12 protein-coding genes are annotated in these 15569 nt (G+C 58.7%); 11 read left to right on the forward strand and 1 reads right to left on the reverse strand.

Translation table 11 applies throughout. From position 1 onward, the window contains the following. The first annotated feature begins 176 nt into the window (after positions 1-176). A complete protein-coding gene (locus YBN1229_RS05270) occupies positions 177-1808 on the forward strand; it encodes an FMN-binding glutamate synthase family protein (protein WP_046477273.1) in 1632 nt (543 codons plus the stop codon). A gap of 8 nt (positions 1809-1816) precedes the next feature. Here YBN1229_RS05270 and YBN1229_RS05275 read toward each other — a convergent pair whose 3' ends face one another. Next, entirely contained in the window at positions 1817-2851 is a 1035-nt protein-coding gene (locus YBN1229_RS05275; protein WP_348519229.1) for a LysR family transcriptional regulator, read from the reverse strand. 40 nt (positions 2852-2891) lie between these two features. On the opposite strand from YBN1229_RS05275, the gene YBN1229_RS05280 reads away from it, so the two are divergent. From YBN1229_RS05280 to YBN1229_RS05330, 10 genes are all read left to right on the forward strand, one after another. After that, entirely contained in the window at positions 2892-4154 is a 1263-nt protein-coding gene (locus YBN1229_RS05280; RefSeq protein WP_046480004.1) for a sarcosine oxidase subunit beta family protein, read from the forward strand. Between the two features lie 26 nt (positions 4155-4180). Continuing rightward, complete coding sequence (locus YBN1229_RS05285) at positions 4181-4480, forward strand: sarcosine oxidase subunit delta (RefSeq protein ID WP_046477277.1); 300 nt, start codon at positions 4181-4183, stop codon at positions 4478-4480. Then, the gene (locus YBN1229_RS05290; protein ID WP_046477278.1) at positions 4480-7485 is read left to right on the forward strand and encodes a sarcosine oxidase subunit alpha family protein; all 3006 of its coding nucleotides are present in this window, start codon (positions 4480-4482) and stop codon (positions 7483-7485) included. Before YBN1229_RS05285 ends, YBN1229_RS05290 begins: the two co-directional genes overlap by 1 nt. Then, the gene (locus YBN1229_RS05295) at positions 7478-8065 is read left to right on the forward strand and encodes a sarcosine oxidase subunit gamma (protein ID WP_052743722.1); all 588 of its coding nucleotides are present in this window, start codon (positions 7478-7480) and stop codon (positions 8063-8065) included. Before YBN1229_RS05290 ends, YBN1229_RS05295 begins: the two co-directional genes overlap by 8 nt. 95 nt (positions 8066-8160) lie before the next feature. Continuing rightward, positions 8161-8844 (forward strand): helix-turn-helix domain-containing protein, encoded by a 684-nt coding sequence (locus tag YBN1229_RS05300; protein WP_046477279.1) that lies wholly within the window; start codon positions 8161-8163, stop codon positions 8842-8844. A gap of 94 nt (positions 8845-8938) precedes the next feature. Further along, complete coding sequence (locus YBN1229_RS05305; RefSeq protein ID WP_046477280.1) at positions 8939-9838, forward strand: class II glutamine amidotransferase; 900 nt, start codon at positions 8939-8941, stop codon at positions 9836-9838. Positions 9839-9874: 36 nt separating this feature from the next. Then, complete coding sequence (locus tag YBN1229_RS05310; RefSeq protein ID WP_082101028.1) at positions 9875-10618, forward strand: protein glxC; 744 nt, start codon at positions 9875-9877, stop codon at positions 10616-10618. Next, complete coding sequence (locus YBN1229_RS05315; protein ID WP_197540884.1) at positions 10542-11963, forward strand: FMN-binding glutamate synthase family protein; 1422 nt, start codon at positions 10542-10544, stop codon at positions 11961-11963. The genes YBN1229_RS05310 and YBN1229_RS05315 overlap by 77 nt, the downstream gene beginning before the upstream one ends. Before the next feature lie 81 nt (positions 11964-12044). After that, positions 12045-13340, forward strand: coding sequence for a type III glutamate--ammonia ligase (gene glnT / locus YBN1229_RS05320; RefSeq protein ID WP_046480007.1), 1296 nt, complete (start codon positions 12045-12047; stop codon positions 13338-13340). Positions 13341-13650: 310 nt separating this feature from the next. After that, the gene (locus YBN1229_RS05330) at positions 13651-15534 is read left to right on the forward strand and encodes a J domain-containing protein (protein WP_046477283.1); all 1884 of its coding nucleotides are present in this window, start codon (positions 13651-13653) and stop codon (positions 15532-15534) included. The last annotated feature ends 35 nt before the right edge of the window (positions 15535-15569 follow it).

Here is a 15569-nt window from a genome sequence, read left to right on the forward strand (position 1 = left end):
TAACGGACGTCAGGTCCGCACCCGCGTCTGGTGTTATCGAGGAGTGCTTCACGAACCTGACAAGCGGCATCGGGTATAGGTGTCGTTGTTGAGATAGACAGGGGTTGGACATCCGCTCGTGAGCACGTGCTCGCTGATCATGGACTCAGGACCTGAAATTTTTATGAGCTGAACACATGCAATTACTTCTGCAACCATTTGCTCCTCGATATCTCGCGCTCACTTTAACGCTCTTCTTGTCCGTCCTGTTCGCCATTCTTGCGTATTTCGCAGCGGATTGGCGTGCAATTTTGATTGTACCTCTGGCGGGCTTTGCGGCTCTTTCGCTCATCGGACTGCGTGATATCACCCAGACGCGCCACGCGATTTTGCGAAACTATCCTCTTCTCGCGCACCTGCGCTTCATTTTCGAAGAGATACGGCCGGAGATGCGCCAGTACTTCTTCGAGGGTGAGAAAGACGGCCGACCCTTCAGCCGCGATCAGCGCGCCATCGTCTACCAGCGCGCCAAGAGCGCGCTCGACAAACGCCCCTTCGGAACCCAGTACAACGTGTACGAGGACAGTTACGAATGGCTGACGCATTCGATGGTGCCCAAGGACGTTAGCGCGGAATCGTTGCGCGTGCTCGTTGGCGGCCCTGATTGCGCTCAACCTTACTCGGCGTCTGTGCTGAACATCTCGGGCATGAGCTTTGGCGCTCTCAGCCCCAATGCCATCCGCGCTCTGAACCGAGGTGCGGAACTCGGAAATTTCGCGCACACCACCGGCGAGGGCTCCGTCAGCAGATACCATTGTGAGAATAAGGGCGATCTCGTTTGGCAGATCGGCTCAGGATACTTCGGATGCCGGGACGAACACGGTAATTTTTGCCCCGAGCGTTTCGCCGATACAGCCGCTCTTGATCAGATCAAAATGATTGAAGTGAAGCTAAGCCAAGGCGCGAAGCCAGGCCACGGCGGCGTTCTCCCGGCAGCGAAAGTCAGCGAAGAGATTTCCGAAGCTCGCGGAATCCCGATGGGGTTTGATTGCATTTCGCCAGCGTACCACAGTGCCTTTTCAACGCCGATCGAACTGATGCTTTTCCTAGCTGAGCTTCGCCGCCTCTCAGGTGGAAAGCCCGTCGGGATAAAACTATGCTTGGGTCATCCCTGGGAGTTTCTGGCGCTCGTAAAAGCAATGTTGGAAACCGGTGCGCCGCCCGACTTCATTGTTATCGACGGAAAGGAAGGGGGTACCGGGGCCGCACCATTGGAGTTCGTCGATCACATCGGCATGCCGCTGCGCGATGGATTGTCTTTTGCGCATAACGCGCTTGTCGGTGTCGGATTCCGCCAGCGTGTGAAACTGGGGGCCAGCGGTAAAATCATCAGTGGCTTCGATATGGCGCGGGCGATGTCGCTTGGTGCCGACTGGTGCAATTCCGCGCGCGGATTCATGTTTGCCGTCGGCTGTATCCAGGCTCAGGCGTGCCATACCGATAAGTGTCCGGTCGGAGTGACGAGCCAGGATCCTGCACGTTGGCGCGCGGTTGTCGTTCCGGACAAAGCGGAACGCGTACGCAGATTCCAGGACGCAACTGTGAAGGCTTTGGCAGAGCTGGTTGGTGCAGCCGGGTTGACGCACTCGCAGCAGCTCTCTGCCCATCATTTCTATCGGCGCGTCTCACAGCGGGAATACATCACCTTTTCCCAGCTGTACCCGACCTTAAAGAACGGCGAGCTATTGGACGGAACAGACGATCCAAGATTCCGCGAGGCCTGGAACATGTCGCGACCCGATCGGTTTGACCAGCATCCCGCGGGATAGTTGGCAAGCTATTCAGCGTAAGTATGGAACTGATCAGCGAGCCACGTCATCTGCGCGCTCAGACGCGGAATGGTCTTCGTCGCAAGCGTGGCTCTGGCCTTGAGGGCAAGGTCCTGAGGGATTCGTCCCAACTCACGGCGCCGCGCAATCAGGGTGATCGTCCTCTGGAACTTGGGGCCGGGCAGTGACGCGGCCTGCACTGAAGCCGCAAGGCCCGACTCAGCCAGACATAAAGGCGTCGTGATCGCAAACCCTGCGTCCGCGCCGACACGCGCGGAAACGCCATACGGAGCGTCGAATTCGATATGGCGCGCCGGATGAATTCCGAGGCGCCGCAGATGCCGTTCTATTTCAATGCCGGTTTTCGAGCGTCCGCTGTAGCGAATGAGCGGACGCGTTTGCGCGAGTTCAACGAGGCCAGCGAGAGTGTTCGGGATAGGATCCCCTCGTGGCATCAGGAGAATGTAGGGCTCGGTAAACAAAGGCCAGCGCTCAAGACCATCGACCTCCTCCATATCATCGACGCCGCAGAAAATATCGAGGTGGCGTGTCAGAAGGGCGATGCTGTGATCGGCTGTGAGCCCTGAAAGGATTGAGACATCATCGGCCCGGCTGCTCAGCGTATCCGCAATAACGCCAGTGAGTTCCCGCGATATCGAATCGACCAGCCCGATCCTCAGCCGCGGCAATCGCTTTTTCACCGCTTCGTTTAACAGCGGGGCGATCTCGCGGGCATCAGTCAGGAGCATAACTGCGCGGTCGCGCAGCACGGAACCGGCAGAGGTGAGCGCCAGGGGGCGGACGCTGCGATCGAATAATTTCAGCCCCATACGCTCTTCAAGATCGCCGACAGCCAAAGAAACCGCAGGCTGTGTGAGCGATAGCGCGCGCGCTGCCGCCGCCATCGTGCCTGTTTCACAGACAGCCAGGAAAATTTCGAGTGAACGCAAGTCAAACGGTAGCGTGCCAAGTCTTGGAGCCATGCGCATACTATAAGTAACGCTTATATCGCGCGCAAATGCTTGCGGGGATATGAAGTTCAAGAAAGCTCCACACAACCGCGCAGTCATAAAGAGACGTCCGATGACGACGAACGATCGCTATTCGATTTTTTCGATCCTACGACAGGCCTGGCGCGGAAACACCGGTTGGAAGCCCGTTTGGCGCGACGTTGCCCCCAAGCCTGCATACGATGTCGTAATTGTCGGCGGTGGCGGACATGGTCTCGCAACGGCGTACTATCTGGCGAGCCAGTACGGCAGACGCCGCATTGCCGTCGTCGAAAAGGGCTGGATTGGCTCTGGGAACGTCGGCCGTAATACGACGATCATCCGCTCGAACTATTTGCTGCCCGGTAACGTCCCCTTCTACGAACTCTCCATGAAGCTCTGGGAAGGGCTCGAGCAGGATATCAACTACAACGCGATGGTGAGCCAGCGCGGTGTGCTCAACCTTTATCATTCTGATGCACAACGCGATGCGTATGCGCGGCGGGGCAACGCTATGCGGCTGCATGGTGTGGACGCCGAACTGCTGGACGCCGCTAAAGTACGTCGGCTCGTGCCCTTCTTGGATTTTGAGAACGCGCGTTTCCCGATACGCGGAGGGCTTCTGCAGCGCCGAGGTGGAACTGTCCGCCACGACGCCGTGGCATGGGGCTATGCACGTGCCGCCGATCGATTAGGTGTCGACATCATTCAGAACTGCGAAGTCATCGGTATTCGCGTGGACGGCGGCCGGGCGATGGGGCTCGACACCAGCCGCGGCTATATCGGCGCGCGCCAAATCGGTGTTTCCGTTGCGGGAAGCTCTTCGCGTGTCGCAGCGATGGCAGGTTTACGTCTGCCAATCGAAAGTCATGTGCTGCAGGCGTTTGTTAGCGAGGCGGTCAAGCCGTTCGTAGGTGGCGTCGTAACGTTCGGCGCTGGGCACTTCTATATCAGCCAATCTGACAAGGGTGGCCTCGTCTTCGGGGGCGATATCGATGGCTACAATAGCTACGCCCAACGCGGAAATCTCCCTGTCATGGAGGACGTGTGTGAAGGAGGCATGGCATTGATGCCCAGGCTCGGTCGCGTACGCATGCTCCGGCAATGGGGCGGTCTGGTGGACATGTCGATGGATGGCAGTCCGATCATCGACCGTACGCCTGTTGAGGGGCTCTATCTCAATGCCGGCTGGTGCTATGGCGGGTTCAAAGCAACCCCTGCTGCCGGTTTATGTTTTGCCCACCTCCTGTCGTGTGACGAACCCCATGACGTTGCGCGCGGCTATCGGCTCGATCGCTTTGCCACTGGTCATGCCATCGATGAGAAGGGCATGGGCCCCTATCCAAATCTTCACTAGGCGAAATTCACGAGGAAGGCGCAGCCATGCGGATCAATTGCCCCTGCTGCGGGGAGCGTAGCCTTGATGAGTTTGTTTACTACGGTGACGCTGACCTTCGCCGGCCTGACCCGCAGGACGAGGAGGCTGCCGCGAAGTTCATCGCCTACGTTTACGAGCGCACGAACCCGAGCGGTTTCCACCGCGAACTCTGGTATCACAGCCTGGGGTGCCGCACGTGGATTGTCGCTGAGCGCGATACCCGAACCCACGAGATATATGCAACGTGCCGCGCGGTTGACGGCGGTGCGCCCGAGGGGGCAGCCGCTGATGGGGAGCGGTCCTGATGTCGGAGCGTGGTGCAAGCAAGGAGGCGTCGCAATCGTTTCGCGTCCCGGGCATGGGATCGATCGATACCACGCGTACAATTACCTTCACATTCGACGGGCGCATCTACGAAGGCCATCCTGGCGATACGCTAGCCTCGGCATTGCTTGCGAACGGTGTTCGGCTTGTTGGCCGCTCGTTCAAGTATCATCGCCCGCGGGGAATTCTGTCAGCCGGTTCGGAGGAGCCGAACGCACTGGTTGAGCTACGGACTGGCAACCGACGCGAACCCAACACCAAGGCAACGACGGTGGAGCTGTACGATGGCCTGGAGGCATCGAGCCAGAACCGTTGGCCGTCGCTCGCTTTCGACGTCTTGTCCATCAACCAGCTCGCCGGTTCGGTCCTGTCCGCTGGGTTCTATTACAAGACCTTTATGTGGCCGGCCGCGTTTTGGGAGAAACTATATGAGCCGGTGATCCGGCGTGCTGCAGGCTTGGGCCGCGCCGCGAGCGAGGCTGACCCTGACAGCTACGACAAGGTCACGGCGCATTGCGATGTGCTCGTGATCGGCGGTGGCCCTGCTGGACTGGCCGCAGCTTTGTCTGCGGCGAGCGCGGGGGCGCGCGTCATCATCGCAGACGAAAACCCCGAACTCGGCGGTCGCTGCCTGGCCGAAAAACGCACCATCGACGAGATGCCGTCAGCGGTGTGGGCGAAACACGCCCAAGAGAAGCTGCGTTCGACCAACGAAGTCCGGGTGCTGACCCGCACCACTGTCTTCGGCGTTTACGATGGCCGAACCTATGGTGCGCTGGAGCGCGTCAGCGATCATCTTCCGGTCCCGCCGCAACACCAACCTCGGCAACGTTTGTGGCGGATCATTGCCAAGCGTGTCGTCCTCGCATCCGGCGCTACTGAGCGGCCAATGGTGTTCGGCGAAAACGACCGACCCGGCGTCATGTTGGCAGGAGCCGTGCGCACCTACATCAACCGGTTTGGTGTCGTTCCAGGGCGCCGTGCGGCTGTTTTTGCCAACAACGATGACGCGATCACAACGATTGCGGACATTCAGCGCGCAGGTGCGGAGGTCGTCGCCTATGTCGACTCGCGCAAAGAGCTGTCTCCCGCCGTTCTGGCGGTACTCTCCGAAGCCGGCGTTGACGCGATACTCGGTGGACATGTTGAGACCACCACCGGCACGCGCCACATCACCGGCGCAACGGTGAGAACGGCCGACGGCGAAATTCGCAACCTGCCTTGCGATCTGATCGCCATGTCAGGGGGGTGGAATCCCAATCTCCAACTGGCAACACATCTCAACGCGCGTCCGCATTGGAACGAAACGATAGCCGCGTTCGTACCGAGCGCGTTGCCGCCGGGAATGGCCGTCGCAGGCGCGGCGAACGGATTGCTCACCTTGGCCGAAGCGCTCGCTTCTGGCGCGCAACTCGGAATCGAAGCGGCCCATGAAGCCGGACGTCCCGCCGTTGAAGCACGATCCTATTCCACGACACCCGAAGCCTCGAGCATTGCACCGCTATGGCGCGTGCCTGAAACGAAGGGCAAAGCCTTCGTTGATTTTCAGCATGACGTCACAACAGACGATGTCGTGTTGGCGCATCGGGAAGGCTTCGCGGCGGTCGAACACCTCAAGCGATACACCACCCTCGGCATGGGGACGGACCAGGGTAAGACGTCCAACGTAAACGCTCTGGCAATCATGGCGGCATTGACTGAGAGCACCATACCGGCGGTCGGCACGACGACGGCGCGTCCACCCTATACGCCTGTCGCAATAGGAGCTTTGGGCGGCGCGCATCGAGGTCGGGATTTTAAGCCGGAGCGTCTGCCGCCGTCCTACCAATGGGCGCGCGAACAAGGTGCTGTCTTCACGCAGGCTGGCCTATGGCTGCGCCCCCAGTACTTTCCGAGACCCGGAGAAAGAGACTGGCAGGAAACGGTCTTTCGTGAAGTGGACACCACGCGAAACGCCGTTGGCATCTGTGATGTCTCGACGCTCGGCAAAATCGATGTCCAGGGACGCGACGCCATAAAGTTTTTGGAGAGCGTCTACATCAATAGCTGGGGCTCGCTCGCTGTGGGCCGAGCGCGCTACGGCGTCATGCTGCGCGAAGACGGTATGGTTCTGGATGATGGCACCACCGCGCGGTTGGGCGAGCATCACTTCCTTATGACCACGACAACAGGCAACGCGGCCAAGGTTCTTCAGCATCTTGAGTTCTGCCGTCAGTGCCTGTGGCCGGACTTGGATGTTCAGCTAGCACCCGTTACTGACCAGTGGGCCCAGTTCTCTATGGCGGGCCCAAAGTCTCGTGACCTGCTGCGTAAGATTGTCGATTCCGAATTCGATATTTCCGATGCCGCGTTCCCTTACATGGCTGCGGGCGAGGTGGCCATTTGCGGAGGCCTCAAGGCGCGTTTGTTTAGACTCTCGTTTTCCGGCGAGCGCGCTTACGAGATCGCAGTGCCAAGCCGATACGGCGATGCCCTCATCCGTCGGCTCATGACGGCCACCGAAGAGTTCGACGGAACCGCCTATGGCACCGAAGCCATGGGCGTCATGCGCATTGAGAAAGGCCATCTCGGCGCGGCAGAAATGAACGGCACGACCACAGCATACGATCTAGGTCTGGGGCGCATGATGTCGGACCGTAAGGATTTTATTGGCCGCACGCTGGGCAGCCGGAGTGGTCTTATGGATCCTGATCGCCCCAGGCTTGTCGGGTTGCGCCCCATCAATCCCAAACACAAAATTTCTGCTGGTGCACATCTTCTGCCGCAGAAGGCGCACCGAACGGCTGCAAACGATGAAGGCCACGTCACCTCAGCCGCGTTTTCCCCCATACTGGGGCACACAATCGCACTCGGCCTGTTGAAGAGGGGCCCTGAACGAGTGGGAGAGATTGTCGGCGTTTGTGATCCCGTGCGTGGGCGTGACATCCTGGCCAAGGTCGTCTCCCCGGAGTTTTTCGATCCCAGTGGAGAGAAGCTGCGTGGTTGATCAATTGATAACTTTGCCCGCGTTCCCCGCGCCGTCTATCGAGCGTGCGGATCAGGTTAGGATCGTCGCGCGTGAGAACGTGCAGATCGTTGGGATAACGGCTCGGGAAAGAGAAACGGAATCGCTCGTTTTGGCGTTTCGCGCGGTCTACGGCCTGGATCTGCCGATGAAGCCGGCTCGCGTCGAAAAAGATGGCTTAGCTGTCGTGTGGGCCGGTCGGCACCAATGGTTGTTGATGTCCGACGTCGCGGCTGTTCCTGATCTGGAACAAATCATGCGGGCCGACTTTGGTGGCTATGCTGCCGTCGTCGACCACAGCGATGCTCGCGCTATAGTTGCGGTGTCTGGACGTCGCGCACGCGACCTTCTGGCCAAGGGTGTCTCTATCGATCTGCATCCGCGCGTGTTTACGACTGGTGACGCCGCCGCGACGGCGATTTCACATGTCGGTATGCACATTTGGCAAACGGATGAGAAGCCGACCTTTGAACTGGCGGTCCCCCGCACCTATGCAGATAGCCTGTGGCGCTGGATGGAGCGTGCAAGCGCTGAGTATCAAAATAGTGATAGTTTATTGTAGGCTCAAAAAACCGCAAAGCTGCGGTAAGTCTTGCGAAATACTGAGCGTTGCCCTAACCAGACGTACTGGAATTGTTCTCCATCGGGCTGGATTTAATGGCGAAAGTAAAGGGAACGGTAAAAACAGACGACACGACACTTGAGAGTGCGACGAACACGCCGCTCGAGGTCGATGGCCTTAAAACGGCGTCAGGCGCGCCGACGCAATCTGTGCGGACCCTCGAAAAGTCGATCGGGAGCCAGGTACGCCGAAATCGCAAAATCTCTGACTTGACGGTTGCCGAACTTTCGAGCGCTGCCGGCATCTCAACAGGGATGCTCTCGAAGATCGAGAATGGCCAGATTTCGCCGTCCCTTTCCTCGCTGCAGTCGATTGCAAACGCCCTGAACATGCCGTTGTCGTCATTATTTTCCTCGCACGACGAACAGCGCGAGTGCTCATTTGTCCAGGCAGGCAAAGGCGTCGCGATTCAGCGTCGAGGCACAAAGATCGGCCATCACTACGAACTTCTCGGCAGATCCCCAGCGGGCGACACGGTCGTAGAGCCCTACTTTATACGGCTTAGCGCGGGCGCCGAACCCTATACGGGGTTTGAGCATGAAGGCGTGGAATTCATCTACATGTTGACTGGTGAAGTGATCTACGCACACGCGGATCGCACCTATCACCTGAAACCCGGCGATTCCATCTTGTTTGACTCTGGTGCCCTCCATGGTCCGCAAGATTTGCTGGCTCCAGACATCACCTATCTATCCATCATCATCTACAGTCGACGCTGATGGATGTTTCCCCTAAAGAACAAAAAGTTCTCAGGGATTGACTGTAAGTGCAATCCCATATACTGTGTATGCGCATAATTTCAAAGGTACGCGCATGTGTGGAATTGTTGGTCTCTTTCTGAAGGCACCAAGGCTAGAGCCTGAGTTCGGCGCGCTACTCGCCAATATGCTTGAGACAATGACGGATCGTGGACCGGATTCTGCGGGGTTCGCTGTCTACGGTTCGCCGCAGGCGCACGCTATCAAGCTGACACTCCGCGCGCCCGTCGGAACAGATTTCATAGCTATCGCGCCCTCCTTGAAGGACGAGGGGCTAGAAGTCCGCGAAATGATCCCCCGTGATACCCATGCAGTCCTGACGGTTTCCAAAAACGAGCAAAGCAAAGTGGTGGAGGTGCTCGCGCGTGTAGCGCCTGAAGTAAAGGTCGTCGGTACAGGGCATCGCATGGAGATTTACAAAGAAGTCGGATTGCCGGCGGACGTCGCACGGCGTTTTTCGCTTAAGGAAATGAAAGGAACGCATGGCATTGGCCATACGCGCATGGCAACCGAAAGTGCAGTGACGACCGCAGGAGCACATCCCTTCACGACAGGCGTCGATCAATGCCTCGTCCATAACGGTTCGTTGTCCAACCATTGCGGACTACGAAGACAATTGGGCCTCAAAGGTATTTCGTTCGCGACGCAAAATGATACCGAAGTCGCCGCGGCTTACATTTCAAACCGCCTCAGCGAAGGTGACACATTGGGACAGGCTCTCGAGGCCGGCCTCGGCGACCTGGATGGGTTCTACACCTTTGTCGTCGGCACCGAGAGCGGCTTTGGTGTTCTGCGTGATCCTATCGCTTGCAAGCCCGCCGTCATGGCGGAGACTGACGATTACGTCGCGTTCGGTTCGGAATACCGGGTGCTCGTTGATTTGCCCGATATCGAGAAGGCCCACGTCTGGGAACCTAAGCCCGCGCACGCCTATTTCTGGCAAAGAGGGAACTAGGCAAGGCGACGCAACCGCCAGACGGAGAAGCCTGTTATGCAATCATCACTGGCCGTTGCGCCCAACCGAGCGGAATCGACCTTGGACAGCGAGCGTGTTTTCGATCTGAGAACATCAACCGTAAGAGAGCTGAATCAGAAGCTGCATTCTCTAAACGAGGATACCAATGAGAAGTTCTGGAGAGTTGAGAATCCGCGCGGGCGCCATGCCATAGCTGTCGGCCTCGATCTACCGATCTCCGTCACGATAAACGGCCACGTCGGCTACTATTGCGCGGGGATGAACAAGCGCGCTGACGTAACAGTGGAAGGCAATGCGGGTGTCGGCGTCGCCGAAAATATCGTCTCTGGCCGTGTTCATGTCCGTGGTGACGTGAGCCAGTCCGCCGGAGCCACCGGCATAGGTGGAAACCTCATTATTGACGGCAACGCATCGGCGCGATGCGGAATTTCAATGAAAGGCGTCAATATCCTCGTTAAGGGTTCTGTTGGGCACATGTCGGCTTTCATGGCACAGGCCGGAACGTTGACGGTGCTTGGCGATGCCGGCGAAGCGTTGGGGGACTCCATCTACGAAGCGCGTTTGTATGTGCGCGGCAGTGTTGCGAGCCTCGGCGCCGATTGCATCGAGAAAGAAATGCGCGACGAGCACAAGGCGCAGTTGTTCAAAGAGCTCGAAAGCGCTGGGATCGCCGGGGAAGTGGATGTCTCATCGTTCCGGCGATACGGATCGGCGCGCCAACTCTATCATTTCCATATCGACAATATTTCCAGTTATTGAGGGCCGGGTCGTGAACGAACATTTCAGGATCCCACGCACGGTTCCGCGAAAGTCGGCGACGTTCGACGACGCTTCTATCGCTGAAATTCGCAGAGCGGCGGCCACCGGCATCTACGATATTCGCGGTGCTGGCGCGAAACGCAGGGTCCCGAATTTTGATGATCTGCTCTTTCTCGGCGCGTCCATCAGTCGATATCCATTGGAAGGCTATCGTGAGAAGTGTGGGACCGAGGTTGTGCTCGGAACCCGCTTTGCAAAGAAGCCTATCGAACTCAAGATTCCCGTCACGATCGCCGGCATGAGCTTCGGCTCTTTATCTGGGCCGGCGAAAGAGGCGCTGGGACGCGGCGCCTCTGCGGTCGGCACATCTACGACCACGGGCGACGGCGGCATGACCCCCGAAGAGCGCGGTCACTCCGACATACTCGTCTATCAATATTTGCCGTCTCGCTACGGCATGAATCCGGACGACTTACGTAAAGCCGACGCTATAGAAGTCGTGATTGGCCAAGGCGCGAAGCCCGGCGGCGGTGGTATGCTCTTGGGACAGAAGATATCGCCGCGCGTAGCGCAGATGCGGACACTCCCCGAAGGAATTGATCAGCGCTCAGCTTGCCGTCATCCGGATTGGACAGGTCCAGATGATCTTGAGATCAAGATCGAAGAATTGCGTGAGATCACGGATTGGCAGAAACCAATCTACGTAAAGGTCGGCGCCTCACGACCGTATTATGACACCGCGCTGGCTGTAAAGTCTGGAGCCGATGTCGTTGTTGTCGATGGCATGCAGGGAGGCACTGCAGCGACGCAGGAAGTTTTTATCGAACACGTTGGAATCCCTACCCTGGCCGCTATCCGTCAATCCGTGCGCGCACTCCAGGAACTCGGGCAGCATCGCAAGGTGCAGTTGATCGTATCAGGTGGCATCAGATCCGGTGCGGACGTTGCGAAAGCGCTCGCACTCGGTGCCGATGCCGTCGCGATCGGAACGGCAGCGCTCATCGCCATCGGCGATAACGATCCAGCGCTTGAGGCCGAATACCAAAAGCTAGGGACAACTGCCGGTGCTTACGACGATTGGCATGAGGGACGCGATCCCGCAGGGATTACAACCCAAGAGCCCGAGCTGATGCAGCGTCTCGATCCGGTTAGGGCTGGACAACAGCTCGCGAACTACCTTTCCGTCCTGACGATGGAAACGCAGATCATTGCCCGCGCGTGTGGCAAGAGTCACATCCATAATCTTGAACCTGAGGACCTTGTTGCTCTTACTGTGGAATCGGCCGCAATGGCTGGCGTACCCCTTGCGGGCACGGACTGGATTCCCGGCGTCGAGGGGCGGTGAAGATGTCGACGTGAATTTAGCTCGGAGGAGAGTTAGATGCTGCATTCATTGACGGGTAAATCGCCGCCTGCGTCCGACGCGATGGCTCTTTCTAAAAAAGCCGAGATGCTGGGCATCGAGTATTTTCTAGTTTCTTTCACTGATCTTTTTGGAGCGCAACGCGCGAAGCTCGTCCCTGCTGCTGCCATCGATGAAATGGCAAAAAACGGTGCGGGCTTTGCAGGTTTCGCTACATGGCTTGATATGAGCCCTGCTGATGCTGACTTGTTCGCGGTGCCAGATCCATCGACGCTCGTACAGCTGCCCTGGAAACCACAGGTTGGCTGGTTAGCCGCCAACCTCAAGATGAACGAAAAGTCCGTCGAACAGGCTCCACGCAACATCCTCTGCAGGCTGCTTAAAGAAGCTCAAGACGCAGGCTACCGGATAAAGACGGGCGTTGAATGCGAGTTCTTTGTCGTCAATCCAGACGGCGACACGATCGCAGACGGCGGCGATATTCAGGACAAACCTTGTTACGATCAAATGGCGCTCATGCGTCGCTACGAGGTCGTGACGGAAATCTGCAATGCGATGTTGTCCCTTGGCTGGCAGCCGTATCAGAACGATCATGAAGATGCCAATGGCCAGTTTGAAATGAACTGGCAGTTCGATGACGCGCTCAAGACTGCAGACCGTCATGTGTTCTTCAAGTACATGGTCAAATCGATCGCTGAAAAGTACGGGCTACGCGCGACGTTCATGCCCAAGCCCTTTGCGAATTTGACGGGCAGCGGCTGCCACACACACGTCTCGCTGTGGCGAGACGGCAAAAATCTCTTTTCTGACTCGTCAGATGAGCTCGGCCTGTCGCGCCTCGGCTATCATTTCATCGGCGGTGTGATCCATCATGCCGACGCGATCTGTGCGATCACCAATCCCACGGTGAACTCATATAAGCGGATCAATGCGCCGCGCACGACATCCGGCGCAACTTGGGCGCCCAATTCGGTCACCTATACCGGCAACAACCGCACGCACATGATCCGCATTCCGGAGCCCGGACGGTTTGAGCTGCGTCTCGCCGATGGAGCTGCCAATCCTTACCTGTTGCAGGCTGCCGTGCTGGCCGCCGGACTGGATGGCATCAAGCACGAGCGCGACCCCGGCACGCGTTGTGATTTCAATATGTATACGGATGGTCATCTCGTGGGGGATGTTAAGCGGCTGCCGCTCAATCTGCTTGATGCCCTGCGTGCGTTGGAGTCCTCAGAACTCGTCGCAAACACCCTCGGCCCGGAATTTGTGACCGCTTATACAAAATTGCGCGCCGCCGAGTGGAACGCATACACCAGCCAATTAACCGACTGGGAGCGTCGGAACACGCTGGATTGTTGAGGGCACAAATCGCCGTTTCGCAAAATTAATTTGACTATTCCAAGGCATTAAACTCGTCCTGACGAAATCGTTAGACGTAACCTTTTAGCCGCAAATTCAGTCTGCAGACTCCGAGTAACATATTGTTACTCATGAGTTTAATGAGGCGCAAAGCCCTGAGGTTCGGGGCTTTTTCTGAAAGTGCCAAAAGTTTAGCGCGCATCTTCTCCCGCACGGTCACAAAGCTGCCAACGTCAGGGTCGAATTGAGTCGAACTACGCACCATTGTGGCGATCGGCTGGAAAGTCATATTCGATCGGGATCTGAAATAATGCGGGCTCTGAAAACAGGCGGTCTTTGTCTGCTCGTCACCGCTGCGCTTGCCGTCGCTGCGACAGCCGCGCGCGCCAGCGAGCTGTTGGTGATGCCCTATCGGTGTTCAGTGATCGGCGGCGAGGTGGTTCTCAGACCCTCCGCAGACGAGGGCCATCGTATTCTCTCTCGTCGTGAGCAACGCAACTTCACCGCCTGCTCCCCGGCTGACTCCTCGCAATGCCGCAGATGGCAGATCCATCGTTTTGACGTCGATTGTGGCGGTGACCGCGTACCGTGGACCGAGGTCGTCGCAGCAGCCGATCGCGAAAGAAACGCGTGGGTGGAAAACGGCACACTGAAGATCCGCATGCCGAGTTGGTGGAGTATGTCGCCGGACGACCCATGCGCGTGGCGCCCCGAAGATGGCCGCCCGTTTGGTGGTCGTGGTCCGTTCTGCGCTCGCAAACGCGCTCAGTTGCCGCCAGCCATCGTGAGCATGCCCTATGGTTTCGCGCCGAAGTTCGGGCTCGATGCCATCTTTGTCGCCGATGATCGCGGTCCCGCCATGGCGGGACGGGAACCGCAGGTGGGCGGCTACGAGGCTCGTCGCGCTGAAAGAGACCTGCCACCGGTTCTTGCCGAAGGCCCGCGCAGTGCTGCGCGTCCCACAAGGTCAAGGCCGGACGACATTCCTTTCAAGGTCGCACCGCCAGCGGAAGGTTTGAGCCTGGAGCCGTCTGAGCCTTCGGATAGCGCACGCACCACAACGCAGAGCGAACCTCAGATCACGTGGGCCGAACCGCCGCCCCTGCCGCCACGTCTTGACGCCTCCGAACGGCGCGCGAGAGCGCAAAATACAAACGGCCAAGAGCCGGAGCGAATTGATCTGGCTGAGGCCCCGCCGGTGCTGGTCGCCCCTCCTTCACCAGCCAAGCCCGCCGGGACGGCGAACGCGCCGACCATCATAAACCGGCCGGCATCGAGTTCCGAACCCTCCGCACTGAAGGCGACGAAATCAGCGGCTACTGAGACGCAGGCCCCGGGTATGCAACCCGCGGCTCCGGCAACTGGACAATCGACCGATGGCAACGCGACTGCGAAATCCGAAAGTCCAACCGCGACCGCCTCGAAGCCAGAACCCGTTCTGCCGGAAACGACCACCACCGCGACACCTCAAACCTCTACGCGCGCGCCTCTGGATCCTGTAGAGACAACGCCGGAAGCCGCACCCGCTGGACTGCTCGCCCGCGTCTTTCAGGGTGAGCCTGGCGCGTTGGCTGTTGTTGTTATCTCGGTAGGGCTACTGGCAATCCTTATGGTTGGACTCACGATGTCTCGCCGGAGCGGTAGTACTAGGCCGGAGGAAATGTCCCACGATTTATCTTCGGTGTCGTTGGAAAAGGGCGTAGCGCCCGAACCGGGCTTGGGAACACCGGAACCGACGTTGAGTGCCCCTCCGCGGCAACCTCCGGTCCCGCCAGCGCCTGGAATGCCGGGCGTGAGCGCGCCAGCGCGAAGTGAGCCGACGTTGGCTGAGCCGTCAGCGTTGACCGCTCCGATCCCCGAACAGCGATCAGCACGCCGTCCCGCTTCGGCACCGCGCCGCGCGACACAGGCCGCAGCTCCGGCCTGGGGGAACGCGATCCCGCAGTCGCACGCCGACGCGCTTCGTGTCTTAGGCATGGGGGTACGAGGCGACTCGAGCCCGGCCTCGATCAAGAAAATCGTCGATGGTCTGCGTATGAGCTGGCACCCTGACCATGCCGAGAATGAGGCAGATCGCAAGGAGCGCGAACTGCGCCTCAAGCAGATCAATGCCGCCTGGGAGATCATCTCTGGCCGCCGCCCTGCCGCCCCCGATACCCAGGACCTGCGCCGTCCCGAGACGCTGCAGCTTTGAGATCGCGGCGTGTTGGTCGCGATCAGATGGCCAAA

Source organism: Candidatus Filomicrobium marinum (genome assembly GCF_000981545.1).
Taxonomy (GTDB): domain Bacteria; phylum Pseudomonadota; class Alphaproteobacteria; order Rhizobiales; family Hyphomicrobiaceae; genus Filomicrobium; species Filomicrobium insigne.

Excerpts from the sequence above, each read along its gene's own strand:
- YBN1229_RS05270 (WP_046477273.1), top strand. The coding sequence starts at position 177 with ATGCAATTACTTCTGCAACCATTTGCTCCTCGATATCTCGCGCTCACT.
- YBN1229_RS05280 (WP_046480004.1), top strand. The coding sequence starts at position 2,892 with ATGACGACGAACGATCGCTATTCGATTTTTTCGATCCTACGACAGGCC.
- YBN1229_RS05285 (WP_046477277.1), top strand. The coding sequence starts at position 4,181 with ATGCGGATCAATTGCCCCTGCTGCGGGGAGCGTAGCCTTGATGAGTTT.
- YBN1229_RS05290 (WP_046477278.1), top strand. The coding sequence starts at position 4,480 with ATGTCGGAGCGTGGTGCAAGCAAGGAGGCGTCGCAATCGTTTCGCGTC.
- YBN1229_RS05300 (WP_046477279.1), top strand. The coding sequence starts at position 8,161 with ATGGCGAAAGTAAAGGGAACGGTAAAAACAGACGACACGACACTTGAG.
- YBN1229_RS05305 (WP_046477280.1), top strand. The coding sequence starts at position 8,939 with ATGTGTGGAATTGTTGGTCTCTTTCTGAAGGCACCAAGGCTAGAGCCT.
- YBN1229_RS05310 (WP_082101028.1), top strand. The coding sequence starts at position 9,875 with ATGCAATCATCACTGGCCGTTGCGCCCAACCGAGCGGAATCGACCTTG.
- YBN1229_RS05315 (WP_197540884.1), top strand. The coding sequence starts at position 10,542 with ATGTCTCATCGTTCCGGCGATACGGATCGGCGCGCCAACTCTATCATT.
- glnT (WP_046480007.1), top strand. The coding sequence starts at position 12,045 with ATGGCTCTTTCTAAAAAAGCCGAGATGCTGGGCATCGAGTATTTTCTA.
- YBN1229_RS05330 (WP_046477283.1), top strand. The coding sequence starts at position 13,651 with ATGCGGGCTCTGAAAACAGGCGGTCTTTGTCTGCTCGTCACCGCTGCG.